This is a genomic window from Mesorhizobium sp. WSM4810 (assembly GCF_055811235.1).
On record NZ_JBVVQV010000011.1, the window covers coordinates 51,382 to 66,159 of the forward strand.

The 14,778-nt window shown below is 63.4% G+C and carries 14 protein-coding genes; 6 read left to right on the plus strand and 8 right to left on the minus strand.

The features are described from left to right. Positions 1 to 305: 305 nt before the first annotated feature. Both metF and AC0L3O_RS17495 read right to left on the minus strand, forming a co-directional pair. Positions 306 to 1,223: a methylenetetrahydrofolate reductase [NAD(P)H] gene (gene metF / locus AC0L3O_RS17490; RefSeq protein WP_128174212.1), complete on the minus strand. Its 918-nt coding sequence runs from the start codon at positions 1,221 to 1,223 to the stop codon at positions 306 to 308. Beyond that, a complete protein-coding gene (locus AC0L3O_RS17495) occupies positions 1,223 to 2,245 on the minus strand; it encodes an ArsR/SmtB family transcription factor (protein ID WP_128174215.1) in 1,023 nt (340 codons plus the stop codon). The genes metF and AC0L3O_RS17495 overlap by 1 nt, the downstream gene beginning before the upstream one ends. A gap of 142 nt (positions 2,246 to 2,387) precedes the next feature. On the opposite strand from AC0L3O_RS17495, the gene tsaA reads away from it, so the two are divergent. The 3 genes from tsaA (at position 2,388) to AC0L3O_RS17510 (ending at position 4,270) form a co-directional block, all read left to right on the plus strand. Beyond that, positions 2,388 to 2,924: a tRNA (N6-threonylcarbamoyladenosine(37)-N6)-methyltransferase TrmO gene (gene tsaA, locus AC0L3O_RS17500; protein ID WP_473616165.1), complete on the plus strand. Its 537-nt coding sequence runs from the start codon at positions 2,388 to 2,390 to the stop codon at positions 2,922 to 2,924. Further along, entirely contained in the window at positions 2,921 to 3,232 is a 312-nt protein-coding gene (locus AC0L3O_RS17505) for a DUF2293 domain-containing protein (RefSeq protein WP_473616167.1), read from the plus strand. Before tsaA ends, AC0L3O_RS17505 begins: the two co-directional genes overlap by 4 nt. A gap of 102 nt (positions 3,233 to 3,334) precedes the next feature. After that, positions 3,335 to 4,270, plus strand: coding sequence for an aminotransferase class IV (locus AC0L3O_RS17510; RefSeq protein WP_473616168.1), 936 nt, complete (start codon positions 3,335 to 3,337; stop codon positions 4,268 to 4,270). Between the two features lie 36 nt (positions 4,271 to 4,306). On the opposite strand, the gene AC0L3O_RS17515 is transcribed toward AC0L3O_RS17510, so the two are convergent. The 5 genes from AC0L3O_RS17515 to AC0L3O_RS17535 all read right to left on the minus strand — a co-directional run bounded on the left by AC0L3O_RS17515 (position 4,307) and on the right by AC0L3O_RS17535 (position 10,033). Further along, positions 4,307 to 4,924 carry an MOSC domain-containing protein gene (locus AC0L3O_RS17515; protein WP_473616169.1) on the minus strand — a complete coding sequence of 206 codons (618 nt, stop codon included), beginning with the start codon at positions 4,922 to 4,924 and terminating at the stop codon, positions 4,307 to 4,309. Between the two features lie 137 nt (positions 4,925 to 5,061). After that, positions 5,062 to 6,183 carry a beta-ketoacyl-ACP synthase III gene (locus AC0L3O_RS17520; RefSeq protein ID WP_287237216.1) on the minus strand — a complete coding sequence of 374 codons (1,122 nt, stop codon included), beginning with the start codon at positions 6,181 to 6,183 and terminating at the stop codon, positions 5,062 to 5,064. 202 nt (positions 6,184 to 6,385) lie between these two features. Then, positions 6,386 to 7,156, minus strand: coding sequence for a trans-aconitate 2-methyltransferase (gene tam, locus AC0L3O_RS17525; protein WP_473479941.1), 771 nt, complete (start codon positions 7,154 to 7,156; stop codon positions 6,386 to 6,388). A gap of 44 nt (positions 7,157 to 7,200) precedes the next feature. After that, a complete protein-coding gene (ettA, locus tag AC0L3O_RS17530) occupies positions 7,201 to 8,850 on the minus strand; it encodes an energy-dependent translational throttle protein EttA (protein WP_027153822.1) in 1,650 nt (549 codons plus the stop codon). Positions 8,851 to 9,007: 157 nt separating this feature from the next. Then, on the minus strand, positions 9,008 to 10,033 hold the full coding sequence (locus tag AC0L3O_RS17535) for a ribonuclease T2 family protein (protein ID WP_473536071.1): 1,026 nt from the start codon (positions 10,031 to 10,033) through the stop codon (positions 9,008 to 9,010). 199 nt (positions 10,034 to 10,232) lie between these two features. Between AC0L3O_RS17535 and AC0L3O_RS17540 the strand changes: the two genes are divergently transcribed. From AC0L3O_RS17540 to AC0L3O_RS17550, 3 genes are all read left to right on the plus strand, one after another. Continuing rightward, the gene (locus AC0L3O_RS17540; RefSeq protein ID WP_128246390.1) at positions 10,233 to 11,168 is read left to right on the plus strand and encodes an alpha/beta fold hydrolase; all 936 of its coding nucleotides are present in this window, start codon (positions 10,233 to 10,235) and stop codon (positions 11,166 to 11,168) included. A gap of 150 nt (positions 11,169 to 11,318) precedes the next feature. Continuing rightward, the gene (locus AC0L3O_RS17545) at positions 11,319 to 12,494 is read left to right on the plus strand and encodes a CaiB/BaiF CoA transferase family protein (protein ID WP_473536070.1); all 1,176 of its coding nucleotides are present in this window, start codon (positions 11,319 to 11,321) and stop codon (positions 12,492 to 12,494) included. Further along, positions 12,491 to 14,140: a thiamine pyrophosphate-binding protein gene (locus tag AC0L3O_RS17550; protein ID WP_473536069.1), complete on the plus strand. Its 1,650-nt coding sequence runs from the start codon at positions 12,491 to 12,493 to the stop codon at positions 14,138 to 14,140. Before AC0L3O_RS17545 ends, AC0L3O_RS17550 begins: the two co-directional genes overlap by 4 nt. Positions 14,141 to 14,227: 87 nt before the next feature. Here the strand turns inward: AC0L3O_RS17550 and AC0L3O_RS17555 are convergent, their stop codons facing one another. After that, a complete protein-coding gene (locus AC0L3O_RS17555) occupies positions 14,228 to 14,677 on the minus strand; it encodes a CHRD domain-containing protein (protein WP_287249500.1) in 450 nt (149 codons plus the stop codon). Between the last annotated feature and the right edge of the window lie 101 nt (positions 14,678 to 14,778).

Sequence of the window (14,778 nt, forward strand, 5' to 3'; positions counted from 1 at the left end):
GCCTAACGGCAAATGGCCTGTCCCAAATTCCACATTGTCGTCGCATTGCAGCATAGTTTCCGCTTGCCTGTGGCAGAAATGCCCCTAGACTCTGGCCATAGCTCTTTAAGAGGAGGCTATGACATGGGGCTTACCAGGCCAATCAACGCGTTGATGATTTGTGCTGCATTTGCATTCATCGGGGCGCTGATTATGGGCTTTCTTCCGTAGACCCGCCAAGCAACGGAAGCAGCACAAAATAGTCCAAGTCATTGAAAAGGCCGGGTTTTTTACCCGGCCTTTTTGCATCCGGATTTGACGGGGAGTTACGCCGCGGCGGACCCCGCGGCTTCAGCCTCGTGCGAGCGGATGCCGATCATGTGGCAGATGGCGAAGACCAGATCGGCGCGGTTCATGGTGTAGAAATGAAAATCGCCGACGCCGCGCTCGACAAGGTCCAGCACCTGCTCGGCCGCCACCGCGGCCGCCACCAGCGCATGTGTCTGCGGGTCCGTCTGCAGCCCGTCGAAGCGCTCGGCCATCCACGCCGGCACCAGCGCGCCGCAGCGCGCCGAGAAATTGGCGACCTGGGTAAAATTGTGGACTGGCAATATGCCCGGCACGATCGGTATGTAGATGCCCGCCCGCCGCGCCCGCTCGACATAGCGCTCGTAGAGGTCGTTGTCGAAGAAGAACTGGGTGATCGCCCGCGTCGCGCCATTGTCGACCTTGCGCTTCAGCATATCGATATCGGTGGCGAAATCCGGGCTCTCCGGATGCTTTTCCGGATAGGCGGAGACCGAGATGTCGAAATCGCCGACACCTTTCAGCGCCCCCACCAGTTCGGCGCCGTTGGCATAGCCGTCCGGATGCGGACGGTAGGCGGCGCCGACGCCCTCGGCCGGATCGCCGCGCAGGGCGACGAAGCGGGTGACACCCATGTCGGCGAATTCCTGGATGACTTCATCGACCTCGTGACGCGCCGCATCGACGCACGTCATGTGCGCCGCCGGCGTCAGCGTCGTTTCGTTGAGGATGCGCTTGACCGTGCGCGCCGTGCGCTCGCGGGTCGAGCCGCCGGCGCCATAGGTGACGGAGACGAATTTCGGCTTGAGCGGCTGCAGCCGGGTGACGGTGTCCCACAGCCTTGCTTCCATCTCGTCGCTCTTCGGCGGGAAGAACTCGAACGAAACCCTGATCTTGTCGCCAATGTCAGGGCGGCGGGAAAAGCGGAACTGGTTCATCAAGCGGTTTCCCCTATCGGAAAGGCATTGGCCGGTTGTGCGTGGTTGGAAGGATCGGCGATCAGCATGCGCTGGTCACGGCCGAGCCACAGTTTTACGGTGAGCCTGGGCTCGTTGCCGGCGCGCGGCTCGAATTCCTGGCTCTCCTCGAGGTCGAGCCCAGCCTCGGAAAACCACTCGGTGATCTGCCGGTCGGCAAAGCCGAGCCGCACATGCGCGTGGGCGTCGCGCAGGAATTCCAGCGAATGCGGAGCGAAATCCACGATCACCAGCCGGCCTGCCGGACGCAGCAGCCTTGCTGCCTCGCGGATGGCGCGGGCAGGATCGTCAAGATAGTGCAGCACCTGGTGGATGGTGACGAGATCAAAGGCGTCGCGCTCGACCGGCGGCGCAAAAATGTCGCCCTGGCGCACCTGCGCATTCGAGATGCCGGCCTTGTCGAGATTGGCGCGCGCCACCGTCAGCATCTCGCGCGACATGTCGATGCCGATGCCGCGCCGGTAGAGCGGCGAAAAGATCTCGAGCAGCCGCCCGGTGCCGGTGCCAAGGTCGAGCATCGACTGGAACGGCCGCTTGCCGACGAGCTTGAGCAGCGCTGCCTCCACGGCGCGGTCCGGCACATGCAGCGAGCGGATGTGATCCCAGCTTGCGGCATTTACGGAGAAATATTCGGCGGCGCGATCCTGCCGCTTGCGCTTGACCGCCGCCAACCGCTCGAGGTCACGCTCGACCTGCGGATCGGCGCCCCGGATACCGGAGACCAGCCTGAGCACGAAGTCCCGCGCCGCATCCGAATCCGACAGCCGGAAGAAGGCCCAGGAGCCCTCCTGATAGCGGCCGATCAGCCCCGCCTCGAGTAAAAGCTTCAGGTGGCGCGAGACGCGCGGCTGCGACTGGCCGAGGATTTCGGTGAGATCGGAAACGGTGAGGTCGCCGCGCGACAGCAACGCCAGGATGCGCAACCGGCTGGATTCGGCCGCCGCCTTCAATGTATCTACCATGGTGTCGAGCGCGACGTGCATGCGAGCATTCTCTTTGAAAAGATATAAACATATGTTTATGTCGATTTTGATAGGCTTGCAAGCGCTATGTCGCTCCCGGACAAGAAAATGACGCATGCGTGGCGGATCGCGCACAGCCGGAAGCAGGATCGGGGCAAAAACCATGTTCGAAACGCGCAGCGGCGAAAAGCTTCTGGAAACTGATCCCGCCGATATGGCGCCGGACGGCCACGTCGTCTTCATCGGCCGCATCGCCTCGCCCTGGACCTCGCGGGAAACTTGCCCCAAGAACATGAAAGCCGCGCGCGAAACCGGACAGCCGGCGGTTCTCACCATCGACCTGCCCTATCGCGAGGGTCTGATCGGGCTTGCACGCGCCAGTCACGTCATCATCCTGTCCTGGCTGCACCACGCCCCGCGGACCTTGATTGTTCAGAAGCCCCGCCATGCGGCTGAACCGACGGGCGTTTTTTCGCTGCGCTCCCCGGCCCGGCCGAACCCGGTCGGGTTGCATATCGCCAGGCTCGTCGCCCTCGACATCGAAACGGGCCGTATCGATCTCGATGCCATCGACGTGCTCGACGGCACGCCGGTGATCGACATCAAGCCTTATTTCGCTTCGACCGACGCCTTTGCCGATGCGACCATTGCCGGACGGGACGAGCCCGGACAGGTCGTGCCAAGACGGGACGGGCAATGAGCGCGCCGACCGGTCGCCGCCGCGCCATCGCTAAGGTGCTGACAGCGCTTTTGCCGCTGGCGCCCTATGCCGACATGGAAAAGATCCGCGCCGACGCCGGCGCGGTGCATATGAAGAGCTTGCCGCCGAGCATTGCCGTATGGCTGGCGACAATAGCCCACATCCGTCATGTGCACACCGACTACGAGAAACTGCTGGCCGAAGGCTATGACCGCGACTCGGCGCGTTTCTTCGTCATGGAACAGACCAACAGGGTGCTGACCCGCTGGCGCGCGACACGTCTGCTCGAGGACGACGGTGAGGAATAGCCAGATACCCCGATGGCTCATCCGCAACCCCGGCCTGTGTCTTGTACCACCCGCCGCAGCGCTCTATCGCGTCTGGACGAAGACGACCTGACGGAGGACGTGATGAGCAACTTGATCGATCCGCACGCCAAACCACTGCCCTCGCTCTCCGACCGTCACATAGACCCGCACTCCTACCCCGATGGTGTTGCCTTCCTGGACGGGCAGTATCTGCCGATGTCGCAAGCCAAGATCTCGGTGCTGGATTGGGGCTTACTGCATTCCGACGCCACCTACGACACGGTGCATGTCTGGGACGGTCGTTTCTTCCGCCTCGACCTGCATCTCGATCGCTTCTTCGGCGGGCTGGAAAAGCTGCGCATGACGATCCCGTTCGACCGCGATGGAGTCGCCGAAATCCTCCACAATTGCGTGGCGCTGTCGGGTCATCGCGACGCTTATGTCGAGATGCTGTGCACGCGCGGCGCCTCGCCGACCTTCAGCCGCGACCCGCGCGACGCCGTCAACCGCTTCATGGCGTTCGCCGTTCCCTTCGGCTCGGTCGCCAACGCCGAGCAATTGCAGCGCGGCCTGCATGTGGCGATCAGCGACAAGGTGCGCATCCCACCAGCCTCGATCGACCCGACAATCAAGAACTACCACTGGCTCGACCTGGTGCGAGGCCTCTACAACGCCTATGACCGCGGCGCCGAGACCGCACTGCTCCTCGATTTCAACGGCAATGTCGCGGAAGGCCCCGGCTTCAACGTCTTTTGCCTGGACGACGGCAAACTATCGACGCCGGCTGTCGGCGTGCTGCCAGGCATCACCCGCCGCACCGTCTTCGATCTCTGCACGGAGGCAGGGCTTGCCGTTGCCGCGGCCGATGTCAGCGTCGCTGCGCTGCGTCAGTCCGATGAGGTCTTCATCACCTCGACCGCCGGCGGCATCATGCCGGTAACGGTGATCGACGGTGTTCCGGTCGCGGACCGCAAGGTCGGTGCGATTACCAGGCGCCTCATGGCGATCTATTGGCAAAAGCACCGAGATCCGACCTAGTGCAGCCCGGTGCACTATTCCTGACCATCCCTGGCCTCAGGCCCGGTAAATGCACTGCTCGGGCACACGCACCGAAATCTCCTCGCCGGCCGTGATGCGTCCTGGTTTTTCCACCCAGGCGACAAGGCCGCGCAACCGTTTTGCCGCTTTCGGGAACAACAGCGCGCCGGCTTCACGGTCGGCCATTCCGGCATTTTCCGCAACCGATCGCCCGGCGATGCGGCAAGGTCCGTTCTGCGCATCGACCTTGACGGTGACGCCGCCTTTGAAGAACAGCAGCGTGCCGGACGGCAGCATCGAGAGATGCGGCAGGCCTTCGATCAACAGATTGGCGCCGATCCACTCCGGCTTGATCTCGGCGATGGCCATCCGCCCTGCCACGATCGCCAGTTCGTCCGCGGCCACGATCGACAGCTGCCGCTCGTTGCGCATCTCGGTGCCGCGTGGATACCAGGGCTCGCGCCCGCCGGAGCGCCGCGTCGCGCCGGCGTGGAAATCGCCGTCGATGCCGTCGAAGCCAAGCCGCAATTCATCCACCGCGCGTGTCTCGAAATGATCCGATGGCGCGACGTAAAGCGCGGCCACCCGCGCGACAAGTTTCCGCGCCGGGATGATTTCGACCGGGTTTACCCTCTCGGGGAAGAGGTCCAGCATAGGCTTCGCTCCGTGCGTGATGCCAAGCAATTAGCCGCAGTGAGTTCATCAGGTCCAGCCTAAAGCACTGATGCTCCAGTCAAGCAGGCTGATGCGATTACACCGGCGCCTTCCAATGCCGGTGCCGTTCGCGCCAATCAGAGCATGCGCAACAGCGCCCCGCCGATCGAATAGCCGGCGCCGAAGGCGCAGAGCAGGCCATAGTCGCCGGCGTTCATGTCGGCGTGGTTTTCCGACAAGGCGACGACGGCACCGGCGCCGGCGGTGTTGCCGAGGCGCTCCAGCACCATCGGCGCGCGGTCATGGTCGACCTCGTGGCCGAACGACAGCTTCAGGATCATGGCGTTCATACGTGCATTGGCCTGATGCAGCCAGAAGCGCCGGATCGCTTGCGGCGTCAGCCCATGCTCGGCCAGGAACTCGACGATGAATTTGTGCCCGGCGACGGTGACTTCCTTGAACACCTTGTTGCCGACCTGATTGATCAGGTTGCCTTCCAGGTTGATCATATACGGATCGTCCTGGGCGGTGCGCGTGTAATAGCCGAGATTGGTACGGATGTTGTTGGACATCTGCGTCCAGGTCCGGGTGTCGAGCACCTCGAAACGTCCCGGCCGCTTGTCGCCCTGGGCAAGCCCCTCGACGACCATCGAGACCGAAGCATCGCCGAAGATGAAATGCGTCTGCCGGTCGCGGAAGTTGAGATGGCCGGTGATGATTTCGGGCGTCGTCACCAGCACGCGCCTGTGTGCGCCCGCCCGCACCAGATTGACCGCGATATGCAACGCCGCCGCCGCCGACGAACAGCCAAGGCCCATGTCGAAGCCGGCGCCCCTCGTGCCCATCGCCTGCTGCATCTCGATGGCGATCGCCGGATAGGGCCGCTGGTGATGCGAGGCCGAGCAGATCACCAGGTCGATATCAGGTGGCTCCAGGCCGGCATGGTCGAGCGCTTTCCTGGCCGATGCGATGCCGAACTCGGCTTCCAGCGACAGTGCGTCGTCCGGCCGCGGCGGAATGCGCGGCGCCATGCGGGTCGGGTCGAGAATGCCTTCCCGCTCGATCACATGGCGCGTCTGCACGCCCGAAGCATGGACGATGAAGGCGCTGTCCGACTTCTGCAGCAGCGTCTCGCCCGAAACCTGGCGGCGGACATTCTCCATCTCGACCCAGGCATTGAAGCTGTCGACCAATTCCTCATTGGTGATCGAAGGCTCGGGGATTTCAACGCCGATGCCGCTGATGATGACGCGATGCATTTTCAGTTCGTCCCCATGCGCAGGCGCTACGGCTTGATGTGGGCGCCGCGAGAGTTCGGCGCAACATTATTCGCATCAAGCTAGTTTAAGCCGGCTTAAATCAAGGGCCTGAGGCACAAGACCACAACCTTGCGTGGCTGAAATACGCGTTGTGGCGAATCAAGCGCAGCCAGGCAGTGCGTCTCGGTGTCGCCAATCGTTTCTAGGCAGCGCGCCGCGCGACGATGAAAAGGCGCGGGAAACGCAGCAGCACCTTGCCGTTCGCCGTCTTCGGATAGGCTTCGGTTATCCCAGCGGTGTAGCGCGTGAGAAAAAACCGTCGCTCGTTCTCGTCGAGCGGATCGAGGAACGGCTTCAGCCCCGTCGACTTCAGCCACTCGACGATTGCCCCGGCATCGGCCAGCGGATGATTGTAGGCGGTGTGCCAGATGTCGAGCCGGTCGGAGAACGGCGACAAAAGATCGTAGTAGAACGACACTAGCGGCAGCGGCCCGCGCGCAGCACACTCGAGCTTTTCGGCAAACGGCATTTCGGCCGCCGTCTCGCGCATCAGCCGGTGCGACGGCTCACCCATATTGTCGGGCATCTGCACGGCAAGCGCGCCGCCGGGCGCCAAAAATCCCATCAGCCGCTGGAAGATCGCCGGATGCTCGGGCAGCCACTGGAACACCGCATTGGCGAAGATCACGTCGACCGGCTCTTCGGGCTGCCACGCCGCCGCATCCGCCAGTTCGAAGGCCACTTCCGGCAGACGTGCCCTCGCCTTCTCGATCATGTCAGCCGAGGTGTCCAAACCGCTGACCTGCGCGCCCGGCCAGCGCTCAACCAGCAATTCGGTCGAGTTGCCCGGCCCGCAGCCGATATCGACCACCCGGCGTGGCGCCGCCACCGGCACCTGCGCGACGAGATCGCGCGCCGGACGCGTGCGCTCGTCCTCGAATTTGAGATATTGGGCGGCGGACCAGTCTGCCATTTCAGCTCCTCAGATCATTTGAGAATTCGCCGCCCTAAAAACCCCTATCGCGTCAACCTCTTGTACGTCATGCGGTGCGGGTTGACGGCATCGGGACCGAGCCGGCGGATCTTGTCCTGCTCGTAATCCTCGAAATTGCCCTCGAACCACTCGACATGGCTGTCGCCTTCGAAGGCAAGGATGTGCGTCGCCAGCCGGTCGAGGAACATGCGGTCGTGCGAGATGATGACGGCGCAGCCGGCGAAGTTTTCCAGCGCGTCTTCGAGCGCCGCCAGCGTTTCGGTATCGAGATCGTTGGTCGGTTCGTCGAGCAGCAGCACATTGCCGCCGGTCTTCAGCATCTTGGCCAGATGGACGCGGTTGCGCTGGCCGCCGGACAGATTGCCGACCTTCTGCTGCTGATCGCCGCCGCGGAAATTGAACGAGGCGCAATAGGCTCGGGTGTTGGCCTCGAACTTGCCGAGCTTGACCACTTCGGCGCCGCCCGAGATTTCTTCCCAGACGGTCTTGGTCGGGTCGAGCGCATCGCGGCTCTGGTCGACGTAACCGAGCTTGACCGTCTCGCCGACGCGGATCGTGCCGGCATCCGGCTTTTCCTGGCCGGTGATCATGCGGAACAGCGTCGTCTTGCCGGCGCCGTTCGGGCCGATGACGCCGACGATGCCGCCGGGCGGCAACTTGAATTCGAGGTCGTCGATCAGCAGCGTGTCGCCAAAGCCCTTCGACAGGTCCTCGACCTCGATCACCACATTGCCGAGCCGCTCGCCATGCGGAATGACGATCTGGGTGTCGCTCGGACGCCGCTTGTCGGCCGCATCCAGCAGATCCTGGAACGCCTGGATGCGCGCTTTCGACTTGGTCTGCCGTGCCTTCGGGCTGGACTGGATCCACTCGCGCTCGCGGCCGATCGCCCGCTGGCGCGCATCGTCCTCGCGGCCCTCCTGCTTGAGCCGCTTGGCCTTGGCTTCGAGATATTTGGTGTAGTTGCCCTCATAGGGAATGCCGCGGCCGCGGTCGAGCTCGAGGATCCAGCCGGTGACATTGTCGAGGAAGTAGCGATCGTGGGTGATGATCATCACCGCGCCCGGATAGGCGCGCAGATGCTTTTCAAGCCACGCCGTCGTCTCGGCGTCGAGATGGTTGGTCGGCTCGTCGAGCAGCAGAAGGTCGGGCTGACGCAGCAGCAGTTGGCACAGTGCCACGCGGCGGCGCTCGCCGCCCGACAGCTTGGTGACGTCGGCTTCCTTGGGCGGGCAGCCCAGCGCTTCCATCGCCATCTCGACCTGCTGTTCGAGATCCCACAGGTTGAGCCGGTCCATCTCGTCTTGGAGCTTGGCCGACTCGTCGGCCGTCTCGTCGGAATAGTTCATCATCAATTCGTTGTAGCGTTCGATGATCGCGGTCTTGGCGGCGACGCCTTCCATGACGTTCTCGAACACGGTCTTGCTCGCATCGAGCGCCGGCTCCTGCGCCAGGTAACCGACGGTGGCGCCTTCGGCCAGCCACGCCTCGCCGCTCCACTCCTTGTCGATGCCGGCCATGATCTTGAGGATGGTCGACTTGCCGGCGCCGTTCGGCCCGAGGATGCCGATCTTGGCGTCCGGGTAGAAGGAGAGGTGGATATTCTCGAGCACCTTCTTGGTGCCATAGGCCTTGTTGAGGCCGGCCATGTGATAGATGAACTGGCGTGCCACGCGCGCTTTCCCTGAAAAGTCGACTGGAATGTCGGATTGAATGGAAGTTGCGCGCTATGTAGGCGATGCCGCGCCGAACGGCAAACTGTTTTGGCATTTCGGGTTTGTCTTCCGGCCGAGACGGGCGCGATCGGCATCGGCGCATAGGCATCCAGTGTCACTGGAACTCGATCGGATCGATGATGCCTTTCGGACAGCCGGCATTGTTCGTCGGCACTGAGGCCAGCAGCAGCTCACTGAGCGAAGAGTTCGGACCGATTGGGCCGGTCAGGCCGAGCGTCAGTTCGCCGATCAGCCGCCTGCCGCTCGAAGGATCGTTCACACAGGAGACGCGAACCCGATCGCCGGCGCCGGGACCAAAGGCACTGTCGAAGGCGGCGCGGATCTGGCCAGAGGTCAGATCCCGGCCAATGTTTTGCGTGAAAAGATCACGCACCGGTGAAGCATTCGCCGCGCGCGTCAAGTTCAGCGCATCGGAAAAATACGCCTGCTGGCTCTTGCCGTAACAGGTGCCATGCTTGATCCATTCATGCCTGTCGAGAGCGGATGCGGTGCCTGGCATCACCCGATCGAGCTCCGACCGCGTGTTCGGCTCGAGCTCGACCGGCGGCAGGTCCTGCCAGCGCGCCGGATTGTCGTTCGCCTTGTCGGCCGCTGCCACCTGGCAATAGAAATTTCCGTTCGGCTGCGGCCACAGCCCATGCAAGGTGAAATGCGTCGCGTCAAAACCGGCCGCGGTCTGCGCCTTGCATTCGGTCTTGCCGGGCTTGGTCTCGCAAAACGCCGGCTGCCAGCTCAGCGCGAGGACATATTCGGGCTTTCGCGACGCCGGCGCAGCAGGCTTCTTCCGATCGGCCGGCACAGGTGCTGCCGGTTCCGTAGACGCGCTGCCACCCGAAACATGGCCGCAATCGACCTTCACCCACCGACGCTCCGGATCGGCACCGGGGACGCGGATCAGATAGTGGCTGGGAGCATCCTTGTTGCCAGCCAGAAGCTCGTAGCTCTGTCCCGCATCGGTCGCGATATTGCCGGGGTTCCTGCCGCTCCTGATGGCCTGGGTGGCTGGACAGGTGGCGTCGGCGACGAAAGAGCCGCTCATCTTGACCTCGGCCCGCGCAGCACCCGTCAGCGGCGCGGCGACAAGCGCCAATCCGAAAACAAGACCTGTCAGCGTACGCATAGGTACTCTCCGGTTGAATAATGCTGGGCAACAGACTGCCGCCCTCTCTGGGTAGCAAATTCTCCATGTCAGAATTGCGATACCCGCGTTGCGACGCAAGAACAGCGCTGCAAAACACCGCGAACGGATTGACGCAAAACCGGCGTCGGCGCACACAAACGTTCGCAGGCGCTAAAGACGCGTTGGAGACGAAGCGACAATGTCATTCAGCCAGCAGCGCGTGCTGCGATCGCCGACCGGCGCCGAGCTCAACCTTTACGTGAAACGCGCCGAGGGCCGCCCGCGTGCGGTCGTCCAGATCAATCACGGACTGGCCGAACATGCCGCGCGCTATGTCCGCTTCGCTACCTTTCTGGGCGAGTGCGGCTTCCACGTCTATGCCCATGACCATCGCGGCCATGGCGCAACCAAGGCGCCAGACGCTCCGCTCGGCAGATTCGCTAATGTGGATGGCGGCGCCAAGGTCATCGCCGATGTCGCCGCCGTGCATGATCTGATCGCCGGCGACCATCCCGGCCTGCCGGTCATCGTCTTCGGCCATTCCATGGGCGGCCTCGTCGCGGTGAATTTCATGCTTCACCATTCCAACCGGCTGCACGCCGCCGCCATCTGGAACGCCAATTTTTCCGCCGGGCTCGCCAGCCGTGCAGCGCAAGTCATCCTGGCCTGGGAAAAATTCCGGCTCGGCTCCGACATGCCGTCGCGCATGCTGCCGAGACTGACCTTCCAGGCCTGGGGCAAGGCCGTCCCCGGTCACCGCACTCCGTTCGACTGGCTGTCGCGCGACGCGGCGGAAGTCGACAAATACATCGCCGATCCGCTGTGCGGCTGGGATGCGTCGGTGTCGATGTGGCGCGACCTGTTCGGCTTTGTCTTCGACGGCGCCGACGACGCTAATTTTTCCGGCATCCGCAAGACCCTGCCGATCTGCCTGGTCGGCGGCGAAAAGGATCCTGCTACCGATCGTGGCAAGGCGGTCAGCCATCTCGCTGGGCGCCTGCACAGGATGGGCTTTTCGAATCTCGTTTCAAAGGTTTACGCCGAGACCCGCCACGAAAGCCTGAACGAGGTGAATCGAAATATCATCATGGACGATTTCGCCGCATGGGCCGACAGCGTGCTGAAACAAGCCTGATCGAGAGGTCCGGTTGGCCCATTGCAAGAGCCGTGACTTCGGCACGCGGGATTGATAGTGCATGTTGCCCAAAAGTGCGCAGCGGTTTTGGATAACGACATGCATAAAAAGAAAACCAGAGCCTGCGTTTCCGATCAATCACGGTGATCCATGACCGAGCCTCCGCTGAAAGGCATCCGCGTAGTCGAACTCGCCCGCATCCTGGCCGGGCCGTGGGCCGGGCAGCTGCTTGCCGATCTCGGCGCCGACGTGATCAAGGTCGAGAGCCCTGATGGCGGCGACGATACCCGCAAATGGGGTCCGCCCTTCGTCATGAGCCATGACGGCGAAAACCTCTCGGCCGCCTACTACCATTCCTGCAATCGCGGCAAGCGCTCCATAGCCATCGATTTCTCGACGCCCGAAGGCGCCGAGACAGTGCGCCGGCTGGCTGCGACATCGGACGTGCTGATCGAAAACTTCAAGCTCGGCGGGCTGAAGAAATACGGCCTCGACCATGACAGCTTGCGCAAAATCAACCCGCGGTTGATCTATTGCTCGATCACCGGCTTCGGCCAGGACGGGCCCTATGCGCCACGCGCCGGCTATGACTTCATCATCCAGGGCATGGCCGGCATGATGTCGATCACCGGCGAGGCTGGCCGCGAGCCGCAAAAGGCCGGTGTCGCCATTTCGGACATTTTCACCGGCCTCTATTCGGTGATCGCCATCCAGGCCGCACTTCGCCATGCCGAGAAGACCGGCGAGGGCCAGCATATCGACATGGCGCTCTACGACAGCCAGATCTCGGCGCTCGGCAACCAGAACCTCAACTATCTGGTTTCGGGAAAATCGCCGGTGCAGATGGGCAACGCGCATATGAACATCGCGCCCTACGAAGTGGTGCCGGTCAAGGACGGCCACATCATCCTTGCCATCGGCAATGACGGCCAGTTCGCCAAGTTCTGCGCGGCCGTCGGGTTGGACGAGCTGCCATCGAACCCCGATTTCGCCACCAATCCCGCCCGCGTCGCCAGCCGGGCCAAGCTGCGCGGGCATATAATCGAGGCGCTGAAAACCTTCGATCGCGATCCGCTGCTGGCCAGGCTGGAGGCGGCAGGCGTGCCTGCCAGCCCGATCAACACGATCGGCGAGATGTTCGCCGACCCGCAGACCATCGCGCGCGGCATGCGGCTCGACCTCGACGACGGCCATGGCAATCTGTTGCCCTCGGTGCGCGCGCCGATGGTCATGTCGGGCACGCCGCTGTTCTATGAACGGCCCTCGCCGCGTCTCGGTGAACACACCGAAGAAATCCTTGCCGAACTGGAGAGGTCAGGAAAATGAAGACCGGCGGACAACTGATTGTCGATGCGCTCGAAGCCAACGGAACGGACCGTATCTATTGCGTGCCCGGCGAATCCTACCTTGCGGTGCTCGACGCGCTGCACGACTCGCCGATCCGCACCATCGTCTGCCGCCAGGAGGGCGGTGCTGCGATGATGGCCGACTGCCATGGCCGCCTGACCGGCAAGCCAGGCATCTGCTTCGTCACCCGCGGCCCCGGCGCCACCAACGCCTCGGCCGGCATCCACATCGCCATGCAGGATTCGGTGCCCGTCATCCTGTTCATCGGCCAGGTCGCCAGCCACGCCAAGCAGCGCGAGGCTTTTCAAGAGGTCGACTACGTCAGGTTCTTCGGCGACATCGCCAAATGGGTCGTCGAGATCGACGACGCCGCGCGCATTCCCGAATTCGTCACCCGCGCCTTCGCGGTGGCGACATCCGGCCGTCCCGGCCCGGTCGTCATCTCGCTGCCGGAAGACATGCTGACCAGCCTGGCCGAAGCGCCGGCCGCCCTGCCCCACACGCCTGTCGAAACGCGGCCGGGCGAGGCCGAGCTCGATGCTCTGGAAAAGCTTCTCAACAAGGCAAAGCGCCCCTTCGTCATCCTCGGCGGCACGCGCTGGGATGCGGAGGCCGTCGCGCGGATGCGGACGATCGCCGAAGCCTGGTCCCTGCCGGTCGGCTGTTCCTTCCGCCGCCAGATGCTGTTCGATCATCTCCACCCGAACTATGCCGGCGATGTCGGCATCGGCATCAACCCGAAGCTGGCGACCGCCATCAACCAGGCCGACATCGTGCTGCTGATCGGCGGCCGCATGGGCGAGATGCCGTCCTCCGACTACACGCTGCTCAAGAGCCCCTATCCCGACCAGTTGCTGGTCCATGTCCATGCCGACGCCGGCGAGCTCGGCCGTGTCTACCGGCCGACGCTGGCGATCAACGCCTCGCCGTCCGCCTTCGTCGAAGCCTTTGCTGGGCGCAAGCCGGCCGCCACACCAGTCTGGGCGGATGAAACACCGAAGCTGCACGCCGCCTATCTCGACTGGTCGACACCGCCCGAAAGCGGCCCCGGCGCCGTCCAGATGGGGCCGATCATGAACTATCTCGAAAAAATGCTGCCCGACGACGCCATCCTCACCAACGGCGCCGGCAACTACGCCACCTGGGTGCACCGCTTCCACCGTTCCCGCCGCTTTGCCACGCAGGCAGCACCGACCTCCGGCTCGATGGGCTACGGCACGCCGGCAGCGGTCGCCGCCAAGGAACTGTTCCCCGAGCGCGATGTGATCGCCTTTGCCGGCGACGGCTGCTTCCTGATGAACGGCCAGGAATTCGCCACCGCCGTGCAGTACGATCTGCCGATCATCGTCGTCGTCGTCAACAATGGCATCTACGGGACCATCCGCATGCACCAGGAGCGCGAATATCCCGGCCGCGTCGTCGCCACCGACCTGAAGAATCCCGACTTCGCGGCGCTCGCCCGCGCCTATGGCGGCCATGGCGAAATCGTCGAGAAGACGGCCGACTTCGCGCCGGCCTTCGAACGCGCCCGCGCCAGCGGCAAGCCGTCGATCGTCGAGATCAGGCTCGACCCCGAGGCGATCACGCCGACCCGGACGATGACCCAGATACGGGACAGGTCGTGAGCGCAGAGGCATAGGCCGAGTTCCTTCGCAGCGCTTTCCCGCAAACTTCGACAGGCTAATGCAGCACTCCGCCGGGGCGCCGCTGCGCTACATCGTCGCCGCCTTCTCGATCTGCCCGCGAATCTCACCGTCCTTGTGGGCCGCCGTATGGATGTTTATGTAGTATTTGCCGGCCATCAGGTCGGCAGCCTGCGCGTCGGTCAGGATCGCGGCCCCCTTGAACGGGCTTTTCGCAGCGCCCTTGAACGGGACGACGACGTCGGCATTTTCACCCTTTGCTGCCGGACCGTGAATATGTCCGGCCGTCGCCGGTCCACTGAGACCTGAATACATCACGTTCCAGGTTAGCTGTTTCGTGTCGGTGTTGAAGCCGAGAGTGGCCTCGCCTTTGCCCTCCGTGGTGACAGGTGGATTCTGCTGAGCGCCATCGAGCGTCGCCTTCATCTTCATCATGTCGGCCAAGGCCGGTGAACCGCACAGGAAGGCAGCCGAAACGGCCAGCGCCGAAAGCATCGGCGAGAAGGATTGCATGCGCATGGAATTCTCCGTTGTGGCGATGACATCCGCTGAAGCAGGATGCACTGGAACAACGGTTGTGGCGAGCGGATGTTTCCACCGGTAACGGCTATTTTACATGC

Bases quoted from the DNA above. Each gene is read 5' to 3' on its own strand.
- tsaA (WP_473616165.1), top strand. From the start codon at position 2,388: ATGTTCGAAACGCGCAGCGGCGAAAAGCTTCTGGAAACTGATCCCGCC.
- AC0L3O_RS17515 (WP_473616169.1), bottom strand. From the start codon at position 4,924: ATGCTGGACCTCTTCCCCGAGAGGGTAAACCCGGTCGAAATCATCCCG.
- AC0L3O_RS17505 (WP_473616167.1), top strand. From the start codon at position 2,921: ATGAGCGCGCCGACCGGTCGCCGCCGCGCCATCGCTAAGGTGCTGACA.
- AC0L3O_RS17540 (WP_128246390.1), top strand. From the start codon at position 10,233: ATGTCATTCAGCCAGCAGCGCGTGCTGCGATCGCCGACCGGCGCCGAG.
- metF (WP_128174212.1), bottom strand. From the start codon at position 1,223: ATGAACCAGTTCCGCTTTTCCCGCCGCCCTGACATTGGCGACAAGATC.
- AC0L3O_RS17510 (WP_473616168.1), top strand. From the start codon at position 3,335: ATGAGCAACTTGATCGATCCGCACGCCAAACCACTGCCCTCGCTCTCC.
- tam (WP_473479941.1), bottom strand. From the start codon at position 7,156: ATGGCAGACTGGTCCGCCGCCCAATATCTCAAATTCGAGGACGAGCGC.
- AC0L3O_RS17535 (WP_473536071.1), bottom strand. From the start codon at position 10,033: ATGCGTACGCTGACAGGTCTTGTTTTCGGATTGGCGCTTGTCGCCGCG.
- AC0L3O_RS17495 (WP_128174215.1), bottom strand. From the start codon at position 2,245: ATGCACGTCGCGCTCGACACCATGGTAGATACATTGAAGGCGGCGGCC.
- AC0L3O_RS17550 (WP_473536069.1), top strand. From the start codon at position 12,491: ATGAAGACCGGCGGACAACTGATTGTCGATGCGCTCGAAGCCAACGGA.
- AC0L3O_RS17545 (WP_473536070.1), top strand. From the start codon at position 11,319: ATGACCGAGCCTCCGCTGAAAGGCATCCGCGTAGTCGAACTCGCCCGC.
- AC0L3O_RS17555 (WP_287249500.1), bottom strand. From the start codon at position 14,677: ATGCGCATGCAATCCTTCTCGCCGATGCTTTCGGCGCTGGCCGTTTCG.
- AC0L3O_RS17520 (WP_287237216.1), bottom strand. From the start codon at position 6,183: ATGCATCGCGTCATCATCAGCGGCATCGGCGTTGAAATCCCCGAGCCT.